Source organism: uncultured Chloroflexus sp. (genome assembly GCF_937951745.1).
Taxonomy (GTDB): domain Bacteria; phylum Chloroflexota; class Chloroflexia; order Chloroflexales; family Chloroflexaceae; genus Chloroflexus.
In genome coordinates this window covers 14,559-38,940 of record NZ_CALFBQ010000092.1, presented here as the reverse complement: position 1 = coordinate 38,940, position 24,382 = coordinate 14,559, and the positions used below count along the sequence as shown (strand labels likewise).

The window sequence follows — 24,382 nt, the reverse complement described above, 5'->3', positions numbered from 1 at the left end:
TCCGCCCTACGGGAGACACATGGCAGTGTATTCCTGCGGCGTTAATACTCCTCAACCTTTGGGCTGATGAAACACTAACATGGCTATGCTATGCTGATCATGGCGCATCGATAATGTCCGATGACCGCTCACCCGCCGGGTTTCACCGGCTTGCGGCTGCGTGAAGCAGCGTGTGCGCTCAATGCCTTCTCCGCTGAACTGTTCGATGCGCCGGGGAGAAGCGTTGCGCACAGGTGTTCGGTCGTCTGCGAGAGGAGTAATGGGTATGTTTACTCGGATTCTGAACTTCTTGCGCCGGCTTGGCCAGATTCACCCCGCCGTGATCGCCATCGCGCCTGACCGCACGTGGTAAGTAGAGTACAATGGAGCGAGTAGGGTATTCGTTCGTTGTACGAGGAGCGCACCAATGGCCCGTGTCGGTATTTATGGCGCAACCGGATACACCGGGATCGAGTTGCTAAAGCTGCTCGCCCGTCATCCAACGGTAGAAGTTGCCTTTGCTACCGCTCGTTCAGCAGCCGGGCAGCGCCTCAGCGAGGTCTTCCCGATTGTGGGCGATCTGCGGCTCACTGCGGCGGAAGAGGTCGATCCGGCGAGTGTTGATGTGGTCTTCACTTGCCTTCCCCATAACACCCCCGACTTGATCCCGATTGTGCAACGTGCGCTGGTTACCGGCGCGAAGGTGGTCGATTTTTCCGACACGTTTCGCATTGCCGACCCCGCAGTCTACGCAGCGCGACGCGGTAAGCCGCATCCGGCGCCGGACTTACTTGAGTTGGCGGTGTACGGTCTGCCTGAACTGCACCGCGAACGCATTCGTCAAGCCCGCTTGGTGGCGAATACCGGTTGCTATCCGTTGACGGCCATTTTGCCGCTGGTGCCGTTGGTGCGCGCCGGTTTCCTTGCTGATCCCACGGTTATTGTTGATAGTAAGTCGGGTGTTTCCGGGGCCGGTCGTTCGCTATCATTGAAGACGCATTTTGGCGAGACCCACGAGACCTTTAGCGCCTATAATGTTGGCCGCGTCCATCGTCATCTGGCCGAGATGGAACAGGAGACTGGGCTGCACATTATTTTTGCCCCTCATCTGCTGCCGGTCTTCCGTGGGATTCTTTCAACTATTTATGTCAATCTTAAGCCAGAAGTTGACGATACGGCGCTCGCTGCGGTGTACGCCGATGCGTATGCCGCTGAGCCGTTCGTTCACGTCTTGCCGGCTGGGAAGTTGCCGGAACTGCGCCACGTGCAACACACGAACTATGTGGTGATTGGGCATCAGATGGTCGAACCGGGCCGCGCAATCGTGGTCGCGGTCGTTGATAATCTGGTGAAGGGTGCAGCTGGGCAGGCTGTGCAGAATATGAATCTGATGTTGGGATTCGCTGAAACGACAGGGTTGTTATAGTCTACCCCCCACCTCCTGCCCCTCCTCCACATAGGGGTATTCCCCCTCTCCCACAAGGGGAGAGGGGAAAAAGGGTATAGCGTGCTTGTTCTCGGTAAGCCGCACGGCAGTGCGGCTGTGTCGTCAGATTACGTCAACGCCTTTTCAGTTTCGCGGTCGAAGATATGCATCTTCTCCATATCGAAGACCACATCGATTGTATGGCCGGTGCGTGCGTTTGAGCGCGGGTCGAAGCGGCCAATGAACTCTTTGCCACTGTTCTCAACGTAAGCGTAGATCTCGGATCCCATCGGCTCAACGACATTGACGGCGGCACGCACTTTGGCCCGCTCATCAACGCCACGCGGTACATAGTGAGCGTCGTGCAAGTCTTCGGGGCGAATACCGAAATAAACGCTCTTGCCAATGTGGCTGCTGACGTGATCGAGCTTGCTAGCCGGCACCGGCAAGACAAACTCTTTGCCTACCACCACGCTCACCCCGCCGTCGGTGCGCTCAAGCTTCGCCTCAAAGAAGTTCATTGCCGGGCTGCCAATGAATCCGGCCACAAACATATTCACCGGGTGATCGTAAAGGTTCTGCGGCGTGTCGATCTGCTGCAAGATGCCATCGCGCATGACAGCGATGCGTGAACCCATCGTCATCGCCTCGGTTTGATCGTGGGTCACGTAGATGAAGGTGGTCTTGAGGCGCTGGTGGAGTTTGCTAATCTCGGCGCGAGTCTGCACGCGCAACTTGGCGTCAAGGTTCGAGAGCGGCTCATCCATTAAGAAGACGGCGGGGTCGCGCACGATGGCGCGGCCAAGGGCAACGCGCTGGCGCTGGCCGCCAGACAGAGCCTTGGGCTTGCGGTCAAGCAAGTGGGCGATGCTGAGCATCTCGGCAGCTTCCTTCACCCGCCGGTCGATCTCGGCTTTGGGCACGCGGCGGAGCTTAAGGCCGAAGGCCATATTGTCGTAGACGCTCATGTGTGGGTAGAGCGCGTAGGACTGGAAGACCATCGCGATGTCGCGATCCTTGGGCGGGATGTCGGTCACATCGCGGTCACCGATGAAGATGCGCCCTTCGGTGACCTCTTCCAATCCGGCGAGGCAGCGCAGTGCGGTTGATTTACCACAACCCGACGGGCCGACCAGCACCAGAAACTCGCCATCGGCGATGTCGAGGTCGAGATTCTTGAGCACGGTGACTTCGCCAAACCGTTTCCATACGTGATCATACTTAATCGAGGCCATTGGCAACACTCCTTTGCTGGGCGAGTTTGCGCTCGCCGATTCATGCTCTATTCTCAACCGGCTGCGCGCGGCGCAGCGGTGGAGTGACGGACAATCAAACGCACCGGCAGCAGCGTAACCGGTGGAACGGTGCGTCGTTCGATTAGGCCAATCAGATGGCGGGCGAGGGTCGCACCTAGCTCGCGGCGCGGCGCGCGCAGGGTCGTGAGCGGCGGATAGGTATGCGCCGCCAGTGGTAGATCGTCACACCCCATCACCGAGACATCTTGCCCAACGACCTTACCGGAGTCGCGCAGAGCATGCATTGCGCCGAATGCTAGCGTATCGGTTGCGGCTAGTACAGCGGTAGGCGGTGTCCGAGCCGCTAGTAGCTCTTGCATTGCTGCTACGCCATCGTCTTCACTGGTACCAGCTTCGATCACCAAAGTAGCATCGCGACGTAGACCAGCAGCGTGCAGCGCAGTCACATAGCCAGCGTAGAATGGCTCGCTGATGCTGAGGTCTGACGGCACTGTGAGCAAGGCAATGCGGCGATGACCAAGTCGGATAAGATGCTGGGTGGCTTGTTCAGCACCGGCGCGGAGATCGAAGCCAACGATTGGACAGGCGACGCCGTTGGTTGGCGCGCCGATGGCGATCGTTGGAATGTGAGCGTTGGTCAGTAATGCCGGGCGTTCATCATCGATATGCAGATCGAAGAGGATAAGACCATCGACTCTGCCGCTACGGGCAAGGCGTAGATCGAGTTCGCCTTCAGCTTCGCTATCGGTAGGTGCAGCGATCAAGAGGCAGTAACCGGCAGCCGTAGCTGCTTCACTGAGACCGGCCAGAATCTCGGCGGTGGCTGGGTCGGCAAGCCGGCTCGCAATGCCGGGGGCGACGACACCGATGGTGTGCGAGCGGGTGCGGAGGGCGCGGGCGCTGTAGTTGGGTTGGTAGCCAAGCTCGGCTACGGCGGCCAGTACGCGTGCACGAGTGGCGTCGCTGACAGTGCCGGTGCCGTTGAGCACATACGAGACCGTTGCGGTGGAGACTTGCGCGCGCCGTGCGACATCTTTGATGGTGGCCACAGCTCTTACTCCGCTTTAAACGTTTAAGCGGTTAATCGGTTAAGCAAAATATAGCACGTGACTGTCACGCCGTCAAGGCAGTCAATGGGGAATGCCCCTCCCCCTTTCCAACCCTTACCCTAGAGCCTGTTATGTACGTTCGACCATAACGGGAATGAACCGCTTCCGTATGAGGAGCGCACTGGCCAGCACATGCACTCCGGCGAACGCGCGCCATTCATGGACGAGCGCGGCGCGCTGAGTAGAGACGGTGCATTGCACCGTCTCCCAGTAGCGACGGTGTCCCACGGCGGCAGATCGGTGGGCAGCATGCGCGTTGGAGCGACGTTGCATTGCAACATCGCTACGCCCGTGTGGACGCTCTAACGCCATCCATTCACAACCTCACGCAGCGAGTGGTCGCGCTGCGGGGCGTCTTTAGGCATGAAGGTCAGGTAGAGAGCGATGAAGGCTCACATCGCGTGGATAGGCTTGGTGTGTCAGGCTGAACGCATCCCACGTTTATCTCCGAAGTGCATAACAGGCTCTAGGGATAAGCAGAACATCTAATCTAATCGAGAATAACCGCTTACCGCTGCGCAGGGAATCCGGCCCTGAAGGGTCGGGCTACGGCTACGAAGCCCGCTACGCAGGCTGATGCCCCTCGCCCCGCCGCCCCCGCTCCCGCCGTCAGGGGGAGCGGGGGTATATTTTTTACCGTAGAGGGTGCTGAGAACACAAAGGATCCTCCCATCCCCTGCGCCTCTTCGCGGGCTTGGCGCCTTTACACTTACATCCTTTGCGTGCTTCGCGTGATTCGTACCTTGGCGTTTGCCTCCTTTGCGCCTTAGCTTGCTTCGCGCCTTCTCGTTCACTATCCGCTTCAGCGTATAATAAACTATAGCCTTTTGGTATGTTCGCATTTATGTGCTAACCCATGGTAATTACCAGCACCGCTAACCAACACGTCAAATGGCTGCGCGCACTAGCCGCCTCGGCCCGCGATCGGCGGCGCGAGCGCAGTTTCGTCATCGAAGGTGTGCGACTTGTGGCAGACGCTTTCGCCGCCGGAGCCGAACTGCGCCTTGCCCTCTATGCGCCTGAGCAACTGGCAGCCACTGCCGCTGGCGCAGCGTTACTCGCCCGCCTGCAAACAATGCCTCGTTGTTTCCCTGCCACTCCCGCCGTTGTGGCTGCCGCCGCCGATACCGAACACCCGCAAGGCGTGATTGCCGCCGTCGCATGGCCAGAATTGCCGCCCCGTCCCGGTATCCGGCTCGTGCTCGACGAGATCCAAGACCCCGGCAACGTCGGCACCTTGCTGCGATCGGCAGCGGCAGCCGGCGCGGGCCTTGTCATCTGCGCTCCCGGCACCGCTGATCCGTTTAGCCCTAAGGTAGCCCGTGCCGCTATGGGAGCGCATTTTATCGTACCGCTCCGCCTGTCGGGATGGGAAGAGATTGCAGCGGAACTTGGCAATGATCCAGTGTACGCCGCCGATAGCGCCGGCAGCCAACCGTACTATGCGGTTGATTGGCGCCAACCGGCGGCACTGATCATTGGCAACGAAGCGCGCGGCCTCAGCGCCGCTGCCCGCGCACTCGCCCGCCAGACCATCACCATTCCCATGGCCGGCCCGATCGAATCGCTCAATGCCGGCGTCGCTGGCAGTATTATCCTGTTTGAAGCCTTGCGCCAACGCAACGCCAATGCCTGCCTTTCCTCGGCGCGCAACAATGTATAATAGCAACAATGATCGCGTCTCTGGAACAAGATGGTGCCGCATGACTACACTGCTCGATGAATTGGCTGCGCTCGAACAAGAAGCCCTCAGCGCCCTCGAGTCAGTCACCGACTTAGCTGCCCTCACCGAATGGAAGAGCCGCTTTATCGGCAAGCAAGGCCGCCTCTCGCGCCTCAGCCGCGGCCTCGGCGCGTTGCCTGTCGAAGAACGGCCATTGGCTGGCCAGCGGGTGAATGCGTTGCGCGAACAGCTTGAAACCGCGTTCGCTACCGCGAAAGAACGGCTCGAAGCGCAGGCAATCGCCGCCGAGCTGACCGCTGACCGGATCGATGTCACTATGCCCGGACGCCAGCCTGCGGTCGGTTATATCCATCTCACCAACCAGATCTTGCGGCAGGTGCAGCAGATCTTCGCCGAGATGGGTTTTCAGGTTTGGGAAAGTCCTGAAGTTGAATACGATGCGTTCAACTTCAGCCTGCTCAACTTCCCCGATGACCATCCGGCCCGCGACATGCAAGACACGTTTTATGTCGAAATGCCGGCAGGCGCGCCATCGGTGCTCTTGCGCACCCACACCTCGCCCGGCCAAATCCACGCCATGCGGCGCAATGCGCCCAATCCGCTGCGGGTGCTGATTCCGGGCAAAGTCTACCGCAACGAGCAGGTGACGGTGCGTAGCGAGATGATGTTCCACCAGTTTGAGTTTTTGGCCGTCGGGCGCAACGTGACGATGGCCGATCTCAAAGGCACGCTGAGCTTCTTTGCCGAGCGGATGTTCGGGCCGGGCACGCAAGTGCGGCTGCGCCCCAGCTTCTTTCCCTTTACCGAACCGAGCGCCGAGATGGATGTAACCTGCTTCTTGTGCGGCGGCAAGGGCTGCCGGATTTGCAAGTACGCCGGTTGGCTTGAGATCGGCGGTTGCGGGATGGTGCATCCGAATGTACTGCGCAACGGTGGTTACGATCCGGCGGAATTCAGCGGCTTTGCCGGCGGCTTCGGCCCTGAACGGGTAGCGATGCTCAAGTACGGCATTGATGATATTCGCTGGTTCTATAGCGGCGACCAACGCTTCGTTGAGCAGTTTGGGTGAGCGATGCGCCGCGACGAACTTAACAAAGCCATTCACGATCTCTACCGCGCTGAACACGAGGCGCTCGGCGAGCGAGGCGGCTACGAGTTGCTCGATCGGGCCCGTCAGTGGGATCTCGCGCCCACCTTGGCTGCTGGCGGTGTGATTGTCTTTCCGCACGCTGGGGTAGCTGATTGCGGCCACCAGATCGCCGCCGCAGTGCATGCCTGCCTCGATAGCGGGGCCAATCGGGTGCTGGTGATCAGCGTCTTGCATGCTTGGAACGACGAGATGGAGCAGGCCCGCCAACGGGTTGCCGCCGGCGGATCGCCTGCCGCCGAACGGTATTGGGGCATTCAGGGGCCGGGTCTCGACCGCGGCACTGAATGGCAGCTTGACCACGCCCTCTACAGCTTCCGCTTCTTCTGGGAGCTAGAAACCCGCCGGCGCGGGATTCGCGGGCCACAGGTCATCGAGCGGTATCCGTATTTGGCCGGCGGTCACCCCGAGCTGCTGCCCGGCATTGACGAGCTAGTCGAATTGGCCCGCGATGCAGTGATCGTCTCGACCGCCGATCCCTTCCACCACGGCATCGGCTATGGTGATCCACCCGAACAAGCACTGGCCCCAGAGACCGGCGGGTTGGCATTAGCCCGCCGCACGATCGAGGAGGGCATCCGCTTGCTTGCCGCTGGTGACTACTGGGGTTACAACCAACACTGCGTGAGTGCCAAGAGCGATGCCCGCGACGCTGGGCAGGTCTTCCGCTTTTTACGCGGCCCCCTCCACGGAGAGATACTCGATCTGGTGGCCAGCGATGCCACCCAACTGTACCAGACGCCCCCGCCTACGTGGGTGGCCGCGCCGCTGGTACGCTGGACGAAAGTAACTGCATGAACCAGAATCGTTTGTGGCTGTACACCGTACTCTTCGCCGGTGTCTTGATCGCTTCCACAGCGTCAATTATGATCCGCTACGCGCAGGGCGCTGGCATGCCCTCGCTTAGCATTGCCGCCGGACGGCTAGGACTGGCGGCGCTGATCGTAACCCCGCTGGCCCTCAGCCGGGCCAGCGGCGAGATTCGCCGTCTGCGCCAGCGCGATGTGCTGTTCGGCATGGGAGCGGGCGTGTTTTTGGCAGTTCACTTTGCCAGTTGGATTAGCTCGCTCGAATACACCTCGGTAGCGAGCAGCGCCGCGCTGGTGTCAACCAATCCGCTCTGGGTGGGGATTGCTTCACTGTTCCTCTTCCGTGAACGGTTGCATTGGACAACGCTGCTCGGCATTGCCCTGACTCTGATCGGAACGATTGCGATCAGCGTGAGCGACAGCGCCAACCCGACCCAGAGCAACCCGCTGCTCGGCAATACGCTAGCGTTGACTGGCGCAGCTACAGCCAGCGCCTACCTGCTGATCGGGCGCGATCTGCGCCGACGGCTGTCGGTACTGGCGTACATCTGGCTGGTTTACACTAGCGCGGCGGTGGTGTTGGTCATCTGGGCCATCGTCACTGGCCAGCAATTCTTCGGCTTCCCGCCGTATGTCTACCTCTTAATCCTCGGCTTGGCCATCGGCCCGCAACTGCTCGGTCATACCGCCTTTAACTACGCGCTCAGCAGCTTATCAGCCACGTATGTTGCCGTAGCAATTCTAGGTGAACCGATCGGTTCAACCCTACTTGCCTTCATCCTCTTCGGCGAAACGCTAGCCCCATTGCAATTTGGCGGAATTGTCCTCTTGCTCGGCGGGATTGCTATTGCTTCGATTGCCGAACAACGCTCCCCTGCTAGTACAACTCAACAGGCGACCGGCTAGTCGCAATTGTAGTATAATAAAGGTCTACCAGATTGCACTGAGGTTTGGGCGTGTTGATCGGTCTATCCGTTTTAAGTTTTAGTTATCGCTGCGGCCTGATTGGCCGCGGCACTCCACGTGCTGTCAGCCATCCGCTCGACGTTGAAGATATTGTGACGCTGGCTACGCGTGCTGGTTTGCAGAGCATTGAATTTCCGCTCAGCCTGTTGCCTGACCTATCGCCTGATCGGCTACATGCGCTGCGCGAACGGCTGAATCTGTGCGGTTTGACACCGGTCGCTGATAGCGAGATCGCGAATGTAGATCTCCTCCGCACCCACATCCCGGCAGCGACAATGGTAGGTGCGCGCGTACTGCGTGTCTTGATCAGTCCGGTACTTGAAGGCTACCGCCGTCCATTCACTGACAATTGGCCAGCCTATCTGGCCGATGTGACTGAACGGCTGCGCGCGGTCATCGAGCTGGCTGCCGAACACAATATCGTATTGGCGGTCGAGAACCACCAAGATGCCACCAGCGCCGATCTGGCCGCGATCTGCGCCGCGATTGACAGCCCGTACATCGGGGTCTGTTTTGATGCCGTCAACACGCTAGTGGTCGGTGAAACACCCTACGCCGCCGTCGAGCGACTTGGCCCGCTGATCCGCAATGTCCATTTGGCGGATTATGAAACCTACCCAACAACTCAAGGCTGGCGGCTCGTGCGCTGCGCCCTTGGCGAAGGCGATCTTGACATTCGCCGGTTGTTGGGCCAAATTGAAAAACACGCCCCTGACGTCGCCTGCCAGATCGAGCTGGTCAGTCACAGTGCCCGCCACGTGCGCATCCTCGACGATGACTGGTGGCAAGGCTACCCACCCTGCGACGTGCGCGAGGTGTTGCCAGTCTTGCGCCTCTTTGCCCAAACGATGCGCTTGCGCGATGACGATTGGCGCACGCCGTGGGAGCGCGGCGCCAGCGAAGAGCAGATTAGTTTGTACGAAGACCAACAATACGCTGCTTCGATTGCGTACCTGCGCACAATCGGCATCTTGCCCAAGCTGTAAAGATAGGACTAAATTCCTGTCTGGTTGCCTCTTCAGCCAGCTTATACACCGTGTTACAATCAGAACCAATGGTGAAGAGAACGTTCCTACACGGAGCTAATCCGCTTGCTGCGCGCCGCTCGATGGCGCAAGGAGTTCGCATGCATGCGCGCAGATATTGGCAGTTAGTCATTCTTGCCGTTTTTGTCAGCAGTATTCTAATCTGGCCGCGCTTAAGCTTTGGGCAGGCCGGGGTTGATGAATTCTTCGTTGACACACTGGCCGACAATCCTGTCACTGACATTAACAGCCATTGTACTGATGATCTGGTCAATACCAATTGCAGCCTGCGCCAAGCAATTGCCAAAGCAAATGGCACCCCCGGCACGAACCGGATTACTATCAACTTCGATCTCGTAACAGAGGGTTCAGTCGCGAGCGCCCCCTACATCATCACTTTAAGTGAACGGCTGCCGCCGATCACGCGCGCGAATGTCACGATCAGCGCCAATGTACTAGCCGGTGCGCCGCAGGTGGCCATCAACGCCAACGGCGCTGACGCTGGCCTCGTGTTGAATGGCGGCGGCGCAATTATCGAGGGCCTAGCAATTTATGGCGTGAGCAGCGACGTGGGTAGCTACCGCGGCAGCGGTATTTATATCAGTAGCGCCAATAATATCGTGCGCAATTGTTATCTTGGGTTGCAACTCGATGGCACGACACCGACAGAAGCTATCCGCAACCGCAACGGAGTGATGCTGATCGGCACTAACGCGCACGGTAATCAGATCGGTGAATCCTCAGCCCCTAATACTATCGCCGGCAATATTGCCAACGGGATCGTCATCATCAACGCTTCACGGAACACAATACGAGCGAACCGGATCGGCGTGCTCTTCACCACTGCCACTACCATACGGCCCAACGGCGGTTATGGTATCCAAATTCTGAGTGATACGACCAGCGATCCAAACGGACGCGCTGAGTTAAATGTGATCGGCGGCGCAACCAATGCAGAACGCAATATGATCGGTGCCAACGGTCTCAGCGGAATCTTCATTAGCGGTTCGCAAACCTACACCACAACGATCAGCAGCAACTTGATCGGGATCAATCTCGACAGCGAAGCAGCCTTCGGCAATGGCGGCGACGGCATCCGGATCGAAGACGGAGTGCAAGCGACGGTGATCGGCAGTTCTAGTGCCACTTTCCCGTTGGTGATCAGCGGCAATAGCGGATATGGCATTCACGTGCGGAGCGGCGGCGGCGCAGCGCCAGCTAACACCATGATTAATGGCTATACCGTCATTGGTTTGAGCCGTGTCTCTACTAGCCCGCGGCCAAACGGCCAAGGCGGAATCCGGATCAGCGAGAGCGCCGGTAATGTTGCTATCGGTAGTGCCACGGCTGATGTACGCATTGGCAGCAATGGCGGGCCGGGGATCTGGGTTGGCGGCGGCGTGAGCAGCGTTACGATCACGAACGCTTTTGTTGCGGCGCTCCCTACTGGCACAGCGACCTTCCCCAACAGCGGCGGCGTTGAGTTCAACGGCACGGCGCAGGTGACGATGACCAATTCGAGAATTGCCGCCAATACCGGCTACGATGTCCGGCTGCGCAACGTTGGCAGCGCGACCCTCGATGGTAACATCATTGGCCTTAGCGCCGATGGCCGCACGGCGCTCAGCAGTGCCGACGCCGGCATTGCTGTGATCGATAGCCAAAATGTCACGATCGGCAGCACGAACGGCAATATCATCGCTGCTGCCAATGGCCCCGGGATTGATATTAGCGGCACAAACAGCTTGAGCATTACCGTGCGCGCTAATACCCTAGGATTGCGCCGCGACGCGACCGGCGATGCGTATAGCGTTGCCGCAGCCAACGCTGGCCCAGCGATCCGCGTCATCGAGGCCTTACAAGTCACTATTGCCAACAATACGATTGGCGGCAACGGCAGCACCGCCGGGATTGAGCTAAGCAATGCCCAGTCGATCGCGATCCAGCAGAATCAGATTGGCTGGGTAGCCGATCCGGCTGGCGGCCCCGATCCGCTGGCCCGTCCTGCCGGAGTCGGTATTGCGCTGACAAACGTAACAACCGCCACCCTGAGCGGTAATCTGGTGTGGCTAAACGCGGCTAATGGAATCCGCTTCACGAACGTTACCACTGCAACGCTGAGCGGTAATCAGATACGCGCGAACGCTGACGATGGCATACACTTAACCGATGTTCGCAATGTGACGATCAACGATAGCAATGTGATCGAGCAAAACAGCGGCGATGGTATTCAAGTCGGCGGCAGTAGCCTCGGCGTGGTCATCAACAGCAACCGGTTGCGCGCTAATGGCGGCTACGCCGTGCTGGTCACTGATACGGCGCGCCGGGTGACGATTAGCCAAAATCAGATGGCGGCTAACGCCCTCGGCGGGATTGAGCTGGCCAACGCGACGTTGTACAGCGGAACGCCGCCTGATCCGGATCAAAACCTTACGCTCCCGAACCACAGCATCGATCCGCCGTTTAATTTCCAAGTCTTCCAAGATGGGCTGGTGAGCGGCAATGTCTTTGCCAGTACTGCCGAACGCGAAGAGGATCTCGATCCGGTATCAGCCTGCAGCGGCTGCACAATTCATATTTATGGCGATGATACGAGTCTAGCGACGCCTGATGGGCAGGGTTGGCAACCACTAACTAGCGCGAGCGCCAACGGCACCGGCGTCTTTAATGCCACGCTCAGCACCCCACCCCAGAACTACCGCCAACTGCTCTTTACTGCAACCGATCTGTTCGGCAATACCTCGGTGTTCCGTGTCTTTACACCTACAATCGATCTACGCCTCATCCCCGTTGATCCCATCGAACAGAGCGCTGCACCCAGCAGCAGTGTCACGTACCGGCTGCGGTTGGAAAACCATGGCACACTTGGCATCAATCGAATCCGCTTCACGGCCACCGGCACGCTGAGCGGCTGGACGGCGACCGTTGCGCCGAGCGAACGTTTCACGCTGTTGCCCGGCGCGAGCCAATTGCTGACCGTTACGCTGACCCTTCCTACCGGAAGCCATCCATCTGTGCAGGTGCCAATTACGGATACTACCACCGTCTCGTTGACGGGGCCGGTGCTTAATCCGATCACCCAAACTCTGCGCACTGCGGTTGAAGCCTTGCCGGTACTCGTGACCAATCCGGCCAATGGCGCCGCAACCGTTTTGCCGGCTGACACCTACATCTACCGCCACCAGATCACCAATAATGGCAATGTGACCGTGCCGGTTGATGTGAGCGCCACCACTGCCGACCTGATCGGTCTCGACACGTACAACACGACGGTGCTGACACCAACGGTAACATTAGCGCCGGGAGTCAGTGCCGAAATTGCCGTACAGATCACCGTGCCAGCCGGTGCGCAGACGACCGACGCGAGCGGTAATCCGGTACGGGCTACGACCGTTATCACCGCGACGCCGCGTGGCTTTAGCACACAGGCGATTACAATGACGAACATCACCAGCGTTGGCTTACGCCACGCCGCCGAATTGCGCAGCAATCAAGAGCAGGATGTGCAGGCTGGGCGTGAAGTCGTGTTCCTGCATACGCTGCGCAACACAAGCAACGGACGGGCGACCTTCCAGCTCAATTTCGCTGCCAGTCGTGGCAGTACCTTAATCGCGTTTGAGTCAGCCACCAGCGGTGTTTCTATTGTTGATAACAAGGTAACGCTGGATAATACTACGGGTAGCGGGAGGATCAACCAAATTGTGCTACGAGTAAGGGTACGGATCAGTGAGTTCATATTACCCGGCACGAGCGAGACGCTACGCATCTGGGCCTCGATCCCCGGTTCGACCGAACCGCTCAGCGGCGCCGAGGTGCAAGATGTAGCCATTGTGCGCGATTCGTCAGGCGTACAAGTCCCGGCGGTCTGGATACCGCTTGTGACCCGCTAGGAGCGGCGCTATGCACCGTCATTTGCACCTTGCCCTCCTCATCATTCTGATTGTGAGCCTGCTGCCGACAACCAAACCGGCACTGGCTGCTTCATTCGTCGTTAATTCACTGGCCGACACGGACGATGGCGCTTGCACGTCTAACCCGGGTGGTTGTACGCTGCGCGAGGCGATCAATGTGGCGAATAGCAATGGTGTGCCTGACACCATCACCTTTAGCGTCAGCGGAACGATTTATGTACAAAACACCGGACTGCCGCCACTCACCGAAGGCAATACCACGATTGACGGCGGGAATGGGCATAGCGTTATTATTAGCGGTGAACAATTGACCGCAAGTACATCCCTTATTCCGGCCCATGGCTTGGTCATCGCTTCCAACAACAATGTGATTCGCGGACTGGTGATTATTCGCTTTAGCCGTGGTACCTCTCTTGTCTCGGCGGGCGGATCGGGCATTTATGTGCGGAATAATGCTCAAAATAACCTCATTGCCAACAACTGGATCGGTCACCTCAACGGCTCACCGGAGCCAAACACCGGTTACGGTATTCTGCTTAATGATGGTGCGAGCAACAACCGGATCGGTACCGGCGATCCGGCGGATCGCAATGTGATCAGCGGCAACGAGATTGCTGATATTGGTGTTGTCAATGTGTCGAGCAATACAGTACTCAGCGGTAATCAGATTCTTGGTAACTACATTGGTACCACCATCAGCGGTGATGCTCGCTTAGATGTTACCCCCTCATCGGGCAATCTCGGCGGCATTTCACTCGAAAGCTATGCACGTGACACGCTGATCAGCGGTAATCTGATCGGCGGTTATACCGGACCCAATGCCGCCGGTATCACGCTGTTAAGTAACGCTACGACTGCCGATGCCCCTTCTATTCCTCGAAACAATCGGATTGTCGGCAACTGGATCGGCGTCAATGCAACCGGAACGGTTATCGCAAACCGAATCGGTATTTTGATTGCTGGTGGCGCAACGTATGGTGCCATTAATACCGAAATTGGCGAACCAATTGATCCGGTGGGCGGACGCAACTATATCGGCGGCAATACTAACGGCGGGATAGTGATTGAAGACACGCAATTCGCTACCGGCCCGACGGTGATCGTCGGCAACTATATCGGCGTTGCCCTCGATCCGAGTGGCAACCCGTTTCCAGTAGGCAATGGTACAATCAATCAAACAACTGGTGGTGAAGGTATTTTCGTCGGGCGCAATAGTGTAGGCGTCACCATTGGGCCGGGCAACGTGATTGCCGGCGCACGTACCAATGCCATTCGCATTCGCTCAGGAAATACTGTGGTACGCGGCAACTATCTTGGTGTTGATCCAACCGGCACGCAAACATCCAAGACTACCATTAACCAAACCACCGTCGGCTACGGTACTGGTGATGCGAGTGTGTGGATCGAAAATGGCAGTAATTCACTGATCGGTGGACCTAACCCCGCCAATCGCAATGTGATCGCTGCTGGTGATTTTGCTACAACCGGATCAGGCGCTGCTGTTCTTATCCAGCCATGCGCAACATGCACCGCCAACAGTAACACCGTGCAGGGCAACTATCTTGGCGTTCGCGCTGATGGTAGCGATAAACTTGCTAGCTCGGTCGTGGCTGATAGTCGAGGTATACGGATTAGTAACGCAAGTAATACGACCGTGCGCGATAACCTGATCGGCGGGGTTGATGTCGGTATCAATCTAGCTAACAATGCGAGCAATAATCTTATCATCGGCAACCGCATTGGGGTACGCGCTTCGAGTAGTGAAACACCAGCTAGCGGTACGACCACTCGGAAAGATGGCATTCTGCTCAACAGTGGCAGCAATAATCGGATTGAAAATAACCTGATCGCTTTCGCCGGCCAAAGCAATACTTCCGCCTTCAACGCCACCCACGGTATTACTGTCAATAGCGGCAATAATCAACTGGTTGGCAATCGGCTGGTGCGCAATGGACGACTTGGCATTGGTCATGGCATCTTCGTCGCCGCTAATATCTCTGGCGTGTTACTCTCGCGCAACACAACCCAAAACAACGACGGTGACGGGATTAGCCTTGGCAGCAACGCTAATGGTAGTCTCACCGCACCAAGCTTTAATCCAATTACTGCTGGTTCGCCAATTGTTACCGGCACGACCGGCTGCGGTGCAAATTGTGTGGTGGAAATCTTTACTGCCAGTGCGAGCGTGACCGACCGTGATCGCGAAGGGCCGGTCTTCTTGACCAGTGTCACCACCACTGCCGGCGGGAACTTCAGCGCCAACATAACCGGTTGTCTGGGATTCATCACGGCGACCGTCCACAATCCTACCACCGGCAATAGCTCGCCTTTCTCAAACGCGCTCGATGTCAATGCCACCGACGCTTGCGCCACGCCAACCGCAACGCTCACCGTTACCGGCGGTACCAGCCGTTCGGTCAGCCTTGGTAGCACAGCCACCTACACCCTAACTTTGAGCCATACCGCCTCGGTGACGCGCACTTATAGCCTGACACTCGATAGCAATCGCGGCTGGACGAGTGGGCCGGCCTTAGTAGAGGTGCCGCCGGTTGGTAGCACACAGATTGTCATTGGCGTGGCGGTGCCGCTCACTGCTAGCCCCGGCGACACCGACACCACTACAGTGACGGCTCGTAGCGATCAGACGGTCTCAAATAGCGTGACCTTGACCACCGCTGCGCAAGCGGTGACGATCATTCCGGCCCAGCCGGTCGTCTCACCCGGCCAAGTTATCGAGCGCACCGGTAACACTATTACCTTTACCCATACCATCACCAATACCGGCCAACTCACCGGTAATCTGAGCATTATCCGGCCTGACGGCAGCAGCGGCTTGCCGATCTTCAGCGGCACGCCGCCGGCGGGTTGGAACATCACTTCGGCGACGTTCGGCAGCACGACGCTGGCCGCCGGCGCGAGCACGACCCTCACCATTGTGGTGAATACGCCCTCTAGTAGCTCATTACTCGCTGGCGACTACCCGTTCTCGTTCCGCGTGCGCGCGACCAGTCAGCAGGGCACACAAGTCTTTAGCGAGCAGAGCGATCCGGCCACTACTGATACCGTGCGCGTGCCGGTGGTGCGCAGCTTCGAGTTTACTGCTCTTGCCCCAACCACCCGCCAATTGACACCGGCCAGCTCGGTTGAATTCAGCTATGTGTTGACCAATACTGGCAACTTCACTGATACCTTTATTATCACCCCGCCAAGCAACACGACGCCTGCCTCTAGCCTGACGTTTGCCGCAATTCCGGCCACTAGCTTCACCCTTGCCGCCGGGCAAGCGCGCCCAATCACCCTCACCGTTACCGCTGGCGCCAGCGAGCCGGTCGGCTTCTACAACTTTATCGTCCAAGCCAGTGTCAACGGCGGCACTAACCCGCCGGCCAACCAGACCGCTACCGGCACGGCACAAGTCATCGGCGGCGGTACACCGGTCTTTGTGGGTAGCCCGCTGGTAGCGCCCAACCCAGTTGATCCCGGCGCGACGGCCACCATCACTGTCACCGTGCGTAACGGCGGCAACGCACCGGCGCCGTTTGATTTCGAGCAACCCTTGCCTGCCGGCTGGAACCTTGTGGGCAGTAGCACCACATGCCCCTCGCCAGTACCGGCTGATGGCAGTACCTGCACCTATGCCCTGCAAGTAAGTGTGCCGGCAACTGCTGATGGCGGCGATACGCCGGTCGAAATACGCGCGATTGCCCGCAATGGCGGCCAAACCCCGCCTGCGCCTGACAGCACGGCTAGTACGACCGCCACGGTGACGGTGACGACGATCCGCAATCTGAGCTTCGCGCCCACCCCGCTCAATGTCAATGCTGATCCGGGGGCGATCGTCACCTTTACGCATACCTTAACCAACACCGGCAACGCACCCGATCGGTTCACCCTTAGCCTCAATGGATTGCCCAGCGGTTGGACGGCAACAACCGATCCAGTAACGACTCCGGTCCTCGCCCGTAACACTACCATCACTGTAACGGTGCAGATTACGGTTCCGACCGGCATCGCCGCTGGTACGATAGCAACAGCTACCACCCGCGCTACATCGCAAGGCAACCCGGCGGTCAGCGCCGAGGTGGTTGATAGCGTTACGGTAAACAGTATTGACGGGGCTGAGCTCTCGGCAGGCACAACTGCTAACAGCGTACCGGGGGGAACGGTCGTCTTTACGCATACCCTGCGCAACAACGGCTCATCAACGATCGCTTATGACTTGATCGCGCGCAGCGCCGATCCAAGCTGGCCAACCCCTCCTATCACACCAGCGACCACTGCCGTCTTGGCACCGGGCAGTACAACCGTGGTCACGGTGACAGTAACTATCCCAGCTAGCAGCCCGCCCGGCACGAGTAACTCGATCACGGTGGAAGCGCGGGCTACCGGTGGCGCATTATCGTTAGCCAGTGCCGAGAATATCGTCCAAGTCGGCGCGCTGCGCGACGTATTGCTCGAACCGGCGCGGAACGTGATTGCATTGCCGAACGCTACGACGGTCATCACCCACACAGTACGGAATATCGGCTTTAGCGCCGACACCTACACCATCACCGCTATCCAAGGCGATGGACATGACGTGCGTGTCTTCCCCAATGAAGTCAATCTTGGCCCCGGCGAGAGCCGCGAAATCACCGTGCTGCTGAATCTGCCGGGCGGGCTAGCTGCCGGCCTCAACCTAAGCAGCATCCGGGTTACTGCTACTTCGCAGACCGATACTAACGTAAAAAGCACCATCTTTAATAGTGTGCGGATTGGATTGGTTACCGGCGTCTTGCTGAGCAGCGACCAACTGCGCGGCATTCCGGCGGCAACAAACCAGATGACTTTTAGCAGGATTGTGCTGGAAAACCTTGGCAACGACACCGACACCTTTGATCTCACTGTCAGCGGATTAGATAGCAAGTTCGGCGTCACAATCACGCCAAACGCCGTGACGCTCAACAGCGGCGCGAGCGATGTTGGGATCAACGTCACAGTCAATCTACCAACGATCCAACCATTTGCATTGCGCCACGATTTGATCTTGACGGCCACCTCGCGGCGCGACCCAAGCCAACGCAGTAGTATCCGGCTCTCGATGATCTATCTCTATCGGGCAGACATCTTTGGCGAAACGGTCTTTATTCCGGTTGTTAGCCGGTAATAACGGCAGCACGCTGCCGCCAAAAGAGCAATGACGATGCCACCAACCATCTTAGTCATTCACGGCCCCAACCTCAACATGCTGGGCCGGCGCGAACCGCAGATCTACGGCACCACGACCCTAGCCGACATTGACGCCGCGCTCTTGGCGCGCGGCTCAGCAGCCGGCGTTAACGTGATTTGCATTCAATCCAATCACGAAGGGGAGCTGGTCGATGCCATTCAGACGCACGGCTGGGATGCGCTCGGCATCATTATCAATCCGGGGGCGCTGACCCATTATGGTCTCTCGTTGCGTGATGCGTTAGCAATGCTCTCAGCGCCGATCATTGAAGTCCACCTATCAAATGTCTACCAACGCGAAGCCTTCCGCCACACCTCGGTGATCGCGCCGATTGCGCGCGGCCAGATCACCGGCCTCGGCTGGCGCGGCTACCTGCTGGCGCTGGAATGGCTGTTAGCCGAACGATGGCCGGAAAATGGGGCAACTTAGGGGTAAATGGCAAAGCGCAAAGAGCAATGGCAGCTCTTTGCGCCTGCAACCCACGCTACGCCGCCAAGCCGAGGCTACGCTTCTTCGCTTCAACATCGATCCCATGCAGGCGAGCCAGATTCAGGCCCAGAATCTTCTGCTTCGCCTCTTTAGTCAACTGACCGCAACCGTACCCCTGCACAATATCCTCTGGCAGCTCAAACTCCCAGAATGCCTTGAGTGCACCACGCGGATGCCAGATCGGTGTTTCGCCACCGTAGATAATCTTGTCTTCACCACACCAGAACAGCAGCTTAGCCATCGTTTCGGCAAAGACACGCGGCGAACGAACGACAAAGTTGACGGTTGCAGCAATTGAAGCGTAGAGATTGGGATAGCGCACCAACTGCCAGCAAATCTCATCAATAAAGGGTAGACCGACGTGGAAAATGATAAAGTTGATCTCAGGGAAATTGGCCGCCGCGCCGTCCATGTCCCATGCCTGCGTATGCTCAATCGGCTGCGGACCGAGCGGCACCCCCTTATGAACACCGATAATATTGACGCCTAACTCAAGCGCCTTTTCAAAGACAGGAAACGCCACGCGCGGATCGTCCATCCGCCATGGGAATGGCTGACCATAATCGTAGCGTACATTGTAGAGCTTGAACCCACGGGCGCCATACTCTTTGACCTGAATCTCCATCAGATCGAGTGCCTTCTTACCCTCAAGTGGATTGACCGACCCCCAAAAGATCGCCCGATCAGGATACCGGCGAGCCATCTCAGCACAACGCTCCCACGGCGAAAGGCCATCTTTGAACAGATCGGTGAGGGGTAGAGGCTGCGCGACGATCATATCAGTCGGACTCTCATCGAAGACCATGCGCGCAATCTCATCGACGTGCCATTCGCGCATATACTCTTCGCGGCTGAGCGTCTTCTCGCCGGGGGCGTTGAGCACTTGGTGGAAGGCATACAGATGCTCAATAAACATCTCGCCGGGCTTACCAAAAGCATTCGACTTGTCGAAATTAAACACGTGACAGACACCGTCAAACACAAATGCATCGTCAATCATTGCGCACCCTCCTTCCGCGCATGCTGCATCCGTGCCTCACGCAGCGGCAATAGCTGCTCGAGCGGCAAGCGCAAGCGCTCACGCGCCAATGCCGACATCCGTTCGGGCGACCATGGCGTATTCCACGTAATATTGACCTGCACCTGTTCGACACCGGGCAGCGTCTTCACCTCCTCTTCCATCATCTGCAAGAGATGCAACGCGAATGGACACCAACCGGTGGTCAAGATAATGTCGATATCGACCTGCGTCCCTGCAATGCGCACCTGCTCGACAAGCCCCATGTCCACGACGCTCACCTGCCGCTCTTTGCAACACGGGTCATAGCATCGTTGCAACACGGCCATCACGTCATCGTAAGCGACTCCAACCGTTGTGGAAGCTGTCATTGACACCTCCTCGTGACCGACACTAACACACTATCTTAGTTCTGCGGACACGCCGGAGAACGGTGAAGAGAGGATGCGCTGCGCCGCGACTGTAATTGCGTGGAAATTGAGATCTATTACGAATATATCACATATCTAAATTGAATACAAGCCGCTAAAGGAGCGTAGATCGCCACGTATCCGACACGATAAGAAACGGTAGAGGCAGGTGCGACACCCGCCCGACCGCCTCCGATACAAGCGGGACAGGGTTAACACCCACCCGACCGCCTGCAATACAGTCAGGACGGGTATGACCCCGCCCGGCCGTTTGGTATTTAACCGACGGGGAACAGCCGGGGTAGGTGTGACACCTATCCTTAGAGTCTCGACACCATTCGACAATCGCAAGATCATTGGACACAACCGGCCAAATTATGGTAGGATACAGCAGATCTATAAACGGCAAGGAACCGTACTATGGGACATCAAGAACACCGTCAGGCAGCGGCGATGCAGACGGCATCAATTCCATGCGCGGTACTGACGATAAGCGACAGCCGCACCGAAGCGACCGACGAGAGCGGTCGCTCCATCTGTACGGCACTGACGCAAGCTGGTCACAATGTGGTACAATATGCCGTGGTGCGAGATGAGCCGGCGCAAATCGTCGAGATGGTGCGTCGTTTTGCCGCTGAAGGGTGCAAAGTGATTATCACCAATGGCGGCACCGGTATCGCCCGGCGCGATAGTACCTTCGAAGCGATTGACACCTTGCTGGAAAAACGGTTGCCCGGTTTTGGCGAACTGTTTCGCATGTTGTCATTTGCCGAGATTGGGCCAGCAGCGATGCTTTCGCGCGCAACCGCCGGCGTCTTTGGCAGAACGCTCATCTTCTGCCTGCCCGGTTCGCCTAACGCGGTTCAGCTCGGGATGAACCGCCTCATCTTGCCCGAATTGGCGCATCTGGTCTGGGAAACTGTGCGCTAATCGCCATTTTCTGTTATAGTATGAGCGTTATCGCAAAGAGCCGTTCTCTTCGTAGCTGTGAGAAGGAGCCAGAGAACCCATGACGTCAGTAGAAGCCTTCCGCGGCCTGTACTATCCTAATAAGATCGGCCGACTCTGCTTCCTGTCGCTGGAGGAAGTCATGGGTCAGAACGGCGTGAAGGCCCTGCTCCGGCTTGCCGATCTGCAACAGTACATCGACGCCTACCCGCCGAACGACCTCAAGCGCGAATTTCCCTTCGAAGCCATTTCGAAGTATTCGGTGGCGCTCGGCACGATGTACGGGCCGCGTGGAGCGCGCGGCCTCGAGTTGCGCGCCGGGCGTGTCGCCTTCTCGCTTGGTCTGAAGGAGTTCGGTCCGCTGCTTGGTATGGCTGATCTGGCATTAAAACTCATGCCGATCACCATGAAACTCAAGATCGTACTGAACGCCACCGCCCAAACATTTGACCGCTTCTCCGACCAGTCGAGCCATGTCGAGGAAGAGCGCGGACGGTTCGTGTACCACATCACCCGCTGCTCGAACTGTATCACGCGCCCTGAGCCGGGCCCGGTGTTTTACATTGCCCGCGGCATTCTCGAAGAGGCCACCGCATGGGTGAGCGGTGGCCGCCGCTTCTCGGTTGAGCAGATCTCATGCATGGGGCAGGGTAATTGCTCGTCGTGCGCCTTTGCCATCGGGAAGGATCCGCTAGAGTAAGCGTATGCTGCGCTGGCTGCTCTTAAAACTGATTCGTTTCTATCAGGTCGCGATCTCGCCGTGGACGCCGCCGAGCTGTATCTATACCCCCACCTGCTCGCACTACGGCTATGAAGCGATTAAGAAGCACGGCGCACTCCGCGGCGGTTGGCTGACGATCAAACGGATCGCACGCTGCCATCCCTTCGCCCGCGGCGGTTACGATCCAGTGCCATAACGTAGTGCTGAGCGCCACAATGTACGCGGCGCTCAGCTTTTACTGTTGTGTGCAACTTTTTCTGCCGCACCATCGTCTATGTATCAGTCAATCCGCCGCTGCGATTCGGCAGTGCGCCTATGACGCCTTTCCGGCGTCAGGAGTAGCAAACCGGTGGCTGAACCATCTCGCGAGACGATTGTGCGTGCCCAACAAGGCGACCAACAAGCGTTGACCGATTTGATCATCGGTCAGCAACATTATGTGTACAGCATCGCGATGAGCGTGCTGAAGAACGCCGATGATGCCGCCGATCTGACCCAAGAGGCGTTTATTCGGCTCTTCCGCGCCTTGCCCCAGTACAACGGCGAGAGCCGGTTTACCACGTGGCTGTACCGGTTGGTGGTCAATCTGTGCCGCGATGAATTGCGCCGGCGCGGGCGGCAAGCGCCGATTGTGCCACCCGCTACCGATGACGAAGAGCTCGATGCGCTGCATACCGTGGCTGACCCTGACCGCTGGATCGATCCGGCCCAATCGCTTGATGTAAACCAGTTGCGACTTGAAGTACGCCGCGCGCTCGAACAGCTCGAACCGCATTACCGGCTGGTGCTTACGTTATACTATTTTGAGGATCTCAAGTATACCGATATTGCCGAGATACTTGACCTGCCTCTCAATACCGTGAAGAGCCATATCCGGCGCGGCAAAGAGCGCCTTGCGCAATTGTTGCAGACGAATGAACCACCAGCAACTCGTGCCGTGAGTCAGCCGGCTCTGAAACCGGCTGATGATCATCAGTTGCTGCGGATTACGCCGCTACGCCTGCTGCCGGGGTGGGGAAGGAGGTGAGTTATGTCTACGCCAATGCCAACACCACCGCCAGAAGAGCTGTTCGATGCGGCGCTCCGCCACGAATTGCGCTGGGAGGCGCCGCCTGAATTAACGCACCGGCTGTTGCAATTGGTGCCAAACACCGCGCCTAGCCCTGCTCTGACCTCGGCACCACTGTCACGTTGGCGCTTCTATCTCGCGATTGGGTTGATTGCGCTCGTGGTGCTGGTTTCGATGGTTGGCGCTACCTATCTCTATCAGATCGTCTGGTTTCAGCTTGGCGCCGGTTCACTGATCGCGCAATTGGAAGCGTTACCTGCCCGTCTCTTGCAGTCGCTGTACGAGACCATTCCCTTTGCCCGCGAAATCGTCAGCATCGCCGCGCTCATTCACGACCAATTGCATTGGGTCTTGCTGGCGCTTGTGCTCTGGATTCTGCTCGATACATGGCAGCCTGAACTGAGACCGATTGGGGGCAGAAGATCATCATCGTAGACGCTGAGGGGCGGGTTTGACACCCGCCCCTTCCCATCCCCCTATCCTCCTGCCGGCACTTTTTCATACCAGAGGTATGTTGCCCACGGTTCCGCTGGATAGACGCGCTGCGGGCGCAATGGGTTAATCCGTGCATTGAGCATCACGCCACGCCGTAAATTGGTCAATCCAGCCTCCTCTACCAACCAGTATGCGCGCGCTTCGTAGGGGCGCTGAGCCGGCGGGTAGACCCATAGCGTCAACTCCACTTCGACCGCCCGCATCAAAATGGCCCGTTTATACGAACCGACAAGCTCCACCTTCAACAGCTCAGCACGCACCAGCACTGAAGTGGCTAAATCGCGATCGATGGCCTGTCGGATCGCCGAATGGCGCCGCTCGAAGCGGCGAATGGCGGTATGCACCGGCGGGATCAAGAGCAACGATGTGCTGATAATGGCATACGGCAACATCTGTTTCAGATCGAGGCGCTGTTCATCGCCATTGACCGTGCGGCAACGAAAATGCAACACGCCTTCACTTCGATCAGGCTGCAATTCGCCCACACAGATGAATGGGCCAATGACGCGAGCTAAATCGGGCATAAAGACGAGACCAGTCGTGCCACAAATGAAGCCAAGCAGTAGGCTGAGTGCGATCCGGGCCAGCATAGGGGCGCTCCTCTGGCGGAATGGGTAACTAACCAACGATAGCGCAGGTCGTTGCCCGCAGTAGCGAGGGTGAAAGGGCAGCAGCAAGGAGGGCTGCACCGACCTTATCGTTATGTCTGAT

19 protein-coding genes are annotated in these 24,382 nt (G+C 58.1%); 14 read left to right on the top strand and 5 right to left on the bottom strand.

Annotated elements, in window-relative coordinates; translation table 11 throughout:
- Window positions 1-406 precede the first annotated feature (406 nt).
- Window positions 407-1,405, top strand: a complete 999-nt coding sequence (argC, locus tag Q1A59_RS18000; protein WP_298490654.1) for an N-acetyl-gamma-glutamyl-phosphate reductase — start codon at window positions 407-409, stop codon at window positions 1,403-1,405.
- A 128-nt stretch (window positions 1,406-1,533) separates the two neighbouring features.
- Here the strand turns inward: argC and Q1A59_RS17995 are convergent, their stop codons facing one another.
- Together Q1A59_RS17995 and Q1A59_RS17990 are read right to left on the bottom strand one after the other, a co-directional pair.
- The gene (locus Q1A59_RS17995; protein WP_298405628.1) at window positions 1,534-2,640 is read right to left on the bottom strand and encodes an ABC transporter ATP-binding protein; all 1,107 of its coding nucleotides are present in this window, start codon (window positions 2,638-2,640) and stop codon (window positions 1,534-1,536) included.
- Window positions 2,641-2,693: 53 nt separating this feature from the next.
- Complete coding sequence (locus Q1A59_RS17990; protein WP_298405630.1) at window positions 2,694-3,710, bottom strand: LacI family DNA-binding transcriptional regulator; 1,017 nt, start codon at window positions 3,708-3,710, stop codon at window positions 2,694-2,696.
- Between the two features lie 916 nt (window positions 3,711-4,626).
- Between Q1A59_RS17990 and Q1A59_RS17985 the strand changes: the two genes are divergently transcribed.
- The 8 genes from Q1A59_RS17985 (at window position 4,627) to aroQ (ending at window position 18,950) form a co-directional block, all read left to right on the top strand.
- Complete coding sequence (locus Q1A59_RS17985; RefSeq protein ID WP_298408181.1) at window positions 4,627-5,433, top strand: RNA methyltransferase; 807 nt, start codon at window positions 4,627-4,629, stop codon at window positions 5,431-5,433.
- Between the two features lie 40 nt (window positions 5,434-5,473).
- Window positions 5,474-6,523 carry a phenylalanine--tRNA ligase subunit alpha gene (gene pheS / locus Q1A59_RS17980; protein ID WP_298408184.1) on the top strand — a complete coding sequence of 350 codons (1,050 nt, stop codon included), beginning with the start codon at window positions 5,474-5,476 and terminating at the stop codon, window positions 6,521-6,523.
- A 3-nt stretch (window positions 6,524-6,526) separates the two neighbouring features.
- Complete coding sequence (locus tag Q1A59_RS17975) at window positions 6,527-7,399, top strand: hypothetical protein (RefSeq protein WP_299645323.1); 873 nt, start codon at window positions 6,527-6,529, stop codon at window positions 7,397-7,399.
- Window positions 7,396-8,316 carry a DMT family transporter gene (locus Q1A59_RS17970; protein WP_298408189.1) on the top strand — a complete coding sequence of 307 codons (921 nt, stop codon included), beginning with the start codon at window positions 7,396-7,398 and terminating at the stop codon, window positions 8,314-8,316. The genes Q1A59_RS17975 and Q1A59_RS17970 overlap by 4 nt, the downstream gene beginning before the upstream one ends.
- Before the next feature lie 50 nt (window positions 8,317-8,366).
- Window positions 8,367-9,362 (top strand): sugar phosphate isomerase/epimerase, encoded by a 996-nt coding sequence (locus Q1A59_RS17965; RefSeq protein WP_298408192.1) that lies wholly within the window; start codon window positions 8,367-8,369, stop codon window positions 9,360-9,362.
- A gap of 140 nt (window positions 9,363-9,502) precedes the next feature.
- The gene (locus tag Q1A59_RS17960; RefSeq protein WP_299645322.1) at window positions 9,503-13,291 is read left to right on the top strand and encodes a right-handed parallel beta-helix repeat-containing protein; all 3,789 of its coding nucleotides are present in this window, start codon (window positions 9,503-9,505) and stop codon (window positions 13,289-13,291) included.
- A 10-nt stretch (window positions 13,292-13,301) separates the two neighbouring features.
- Window positions 13,302-18,458 carry an NEW3 domain-containing protein gene (locus tag Q1A59_RS17955; RefSeq protein WP_298408198.1) on the top strand — a complete coding sequence of 1,719 codons (5,157 nt, stop codon included), beginning with the start codon at window positions 13,302-13,304 and terminating at the stop codon, window positions 18,456-18,458.
- Between the two features lie 36 nt (window positions 18,459-18,494).
- Complete coding sequence (aroQ, locus tag Q1A59_RS17950; protein ID WP_298408201.1) at window positions 18,495-18,950, top strand: type II 3-dehydroquinate dehydratase; 456 nt, start codon at window positions 18,495-18,497, stop codon at window positions 18,948-18,950.
- A 55-nt stretch (window positions 18,951-19,005) separates the two neighbouring features.
- Here aroQ and Q1A59_RS17945 read toward each other — a convergent pair whose 3' ends face one another.
- On the bottom strand, window positions 19,006-20,010 hold the full coding sequence (locus Q1A59_RS17945; protein ID WP_298408204.1) for an amidohydrolase family protein: 1,005 nt from the start codon (window positions 20,008-20,010) through the stop codon (window positions 19,006-19,008).
- A complete protein-coding gene (locus Q1A59_RS17940) occupies window positions 20,007-20,399 on the bottom strand; it encodes a metal-sulfur cluster assembly factor (RefSeq protein ID WP_298408206.1) in 393 nt (130 codons plus the stop codon). The genes Q1A59_RS17945 and Q1A59_RS17940 overlap by 4 nt, the downstream gene beginning before the upstream one ends.
- Window positions 20,400-20,858: 459 nt before the next feature.
- On the opposite strand from Q1A59_RS17940, the gene Q1A59_RS17935 reads away from it, so the two are divergent.
- The 5 genes from Q1A59_RS17935 (at window position 20,859) to Q1A59_RS17915 (ending at window position 23,611) form a co-directional block, all read left to right on the top strand.
- Complete coding sequence (locus Q1A59_RS17935; RefSeq protein WP_298408209.1) at window positions 20,859-21,368, top strand: molybdenum cofactor biosynthesis protein B; 510 nt, start codon at window positions 20,859-20,861, stop codon at window positions 21,366-21,368.
- Between the two features lie 79 nt (window positions 21,369-21,447).
- Complete coding sequence (locus Q1A59_RS17930; protein WP_066788492.1) at window positions 21,448-22,086, top strand: 4-vinyl reductase; 639 nt, start codon at window positions 21,448-21,450, stop codon at window positions 22,084-22,086.
- A gap of 4 nt (window positions 22,087-22,090) precedes the next feature.
- A complete protein-coding gene (yidD, locus tag Q1A59_RS17925; protein ID WP_066788495.1) occupies window positions 22,091-22,303 on the top strand; it encodes a membrane protein insertion efficiency factor YidD in 213 nt (70 codons plus the stop codon).
- Window positions 22,304-22,456: 153 nt separating this feature from the next.
- A complete protein-coding gene (locus Q1A59_RS17920) occupies window positions 22,457-23,134 on the top strand; it encodes an RNA polymerase sigma factor (protein WP_298408216.1) in 678 nt (225 codons plus the stop codon).
- 3 nt (window positions 23,135-23,137) lie between these two features.
- On the top strand, window positions 23,138-23,611 hold the full coding sequence (locus Q1A59_RS17915) for an anti-sigma factor (RefSeq protein ID WP_298408218.1): 474 nt from the start codon (window positions 23,138-23,140) through the stop codon (window positions 23,609-23,611).
- Window positions 23,612-23,652: 41 nt separating this feature from the next.
- Here the strand turns inward: Q1A59_RS17915 and Q1A59_RS17910 are convergent, their stop codons facing one another.
- A complete protein-coding gene (locus Q1A59_RS17910) occupies window positions 23,653-24,261 on the bottom strand; it encodes a hypothetical protein (protein WP_298408221.1) in 609 nt (202 codons plus the stop codon).
- Window positions 24,262-24,382 lie beyond the last annotated feature (121 nt).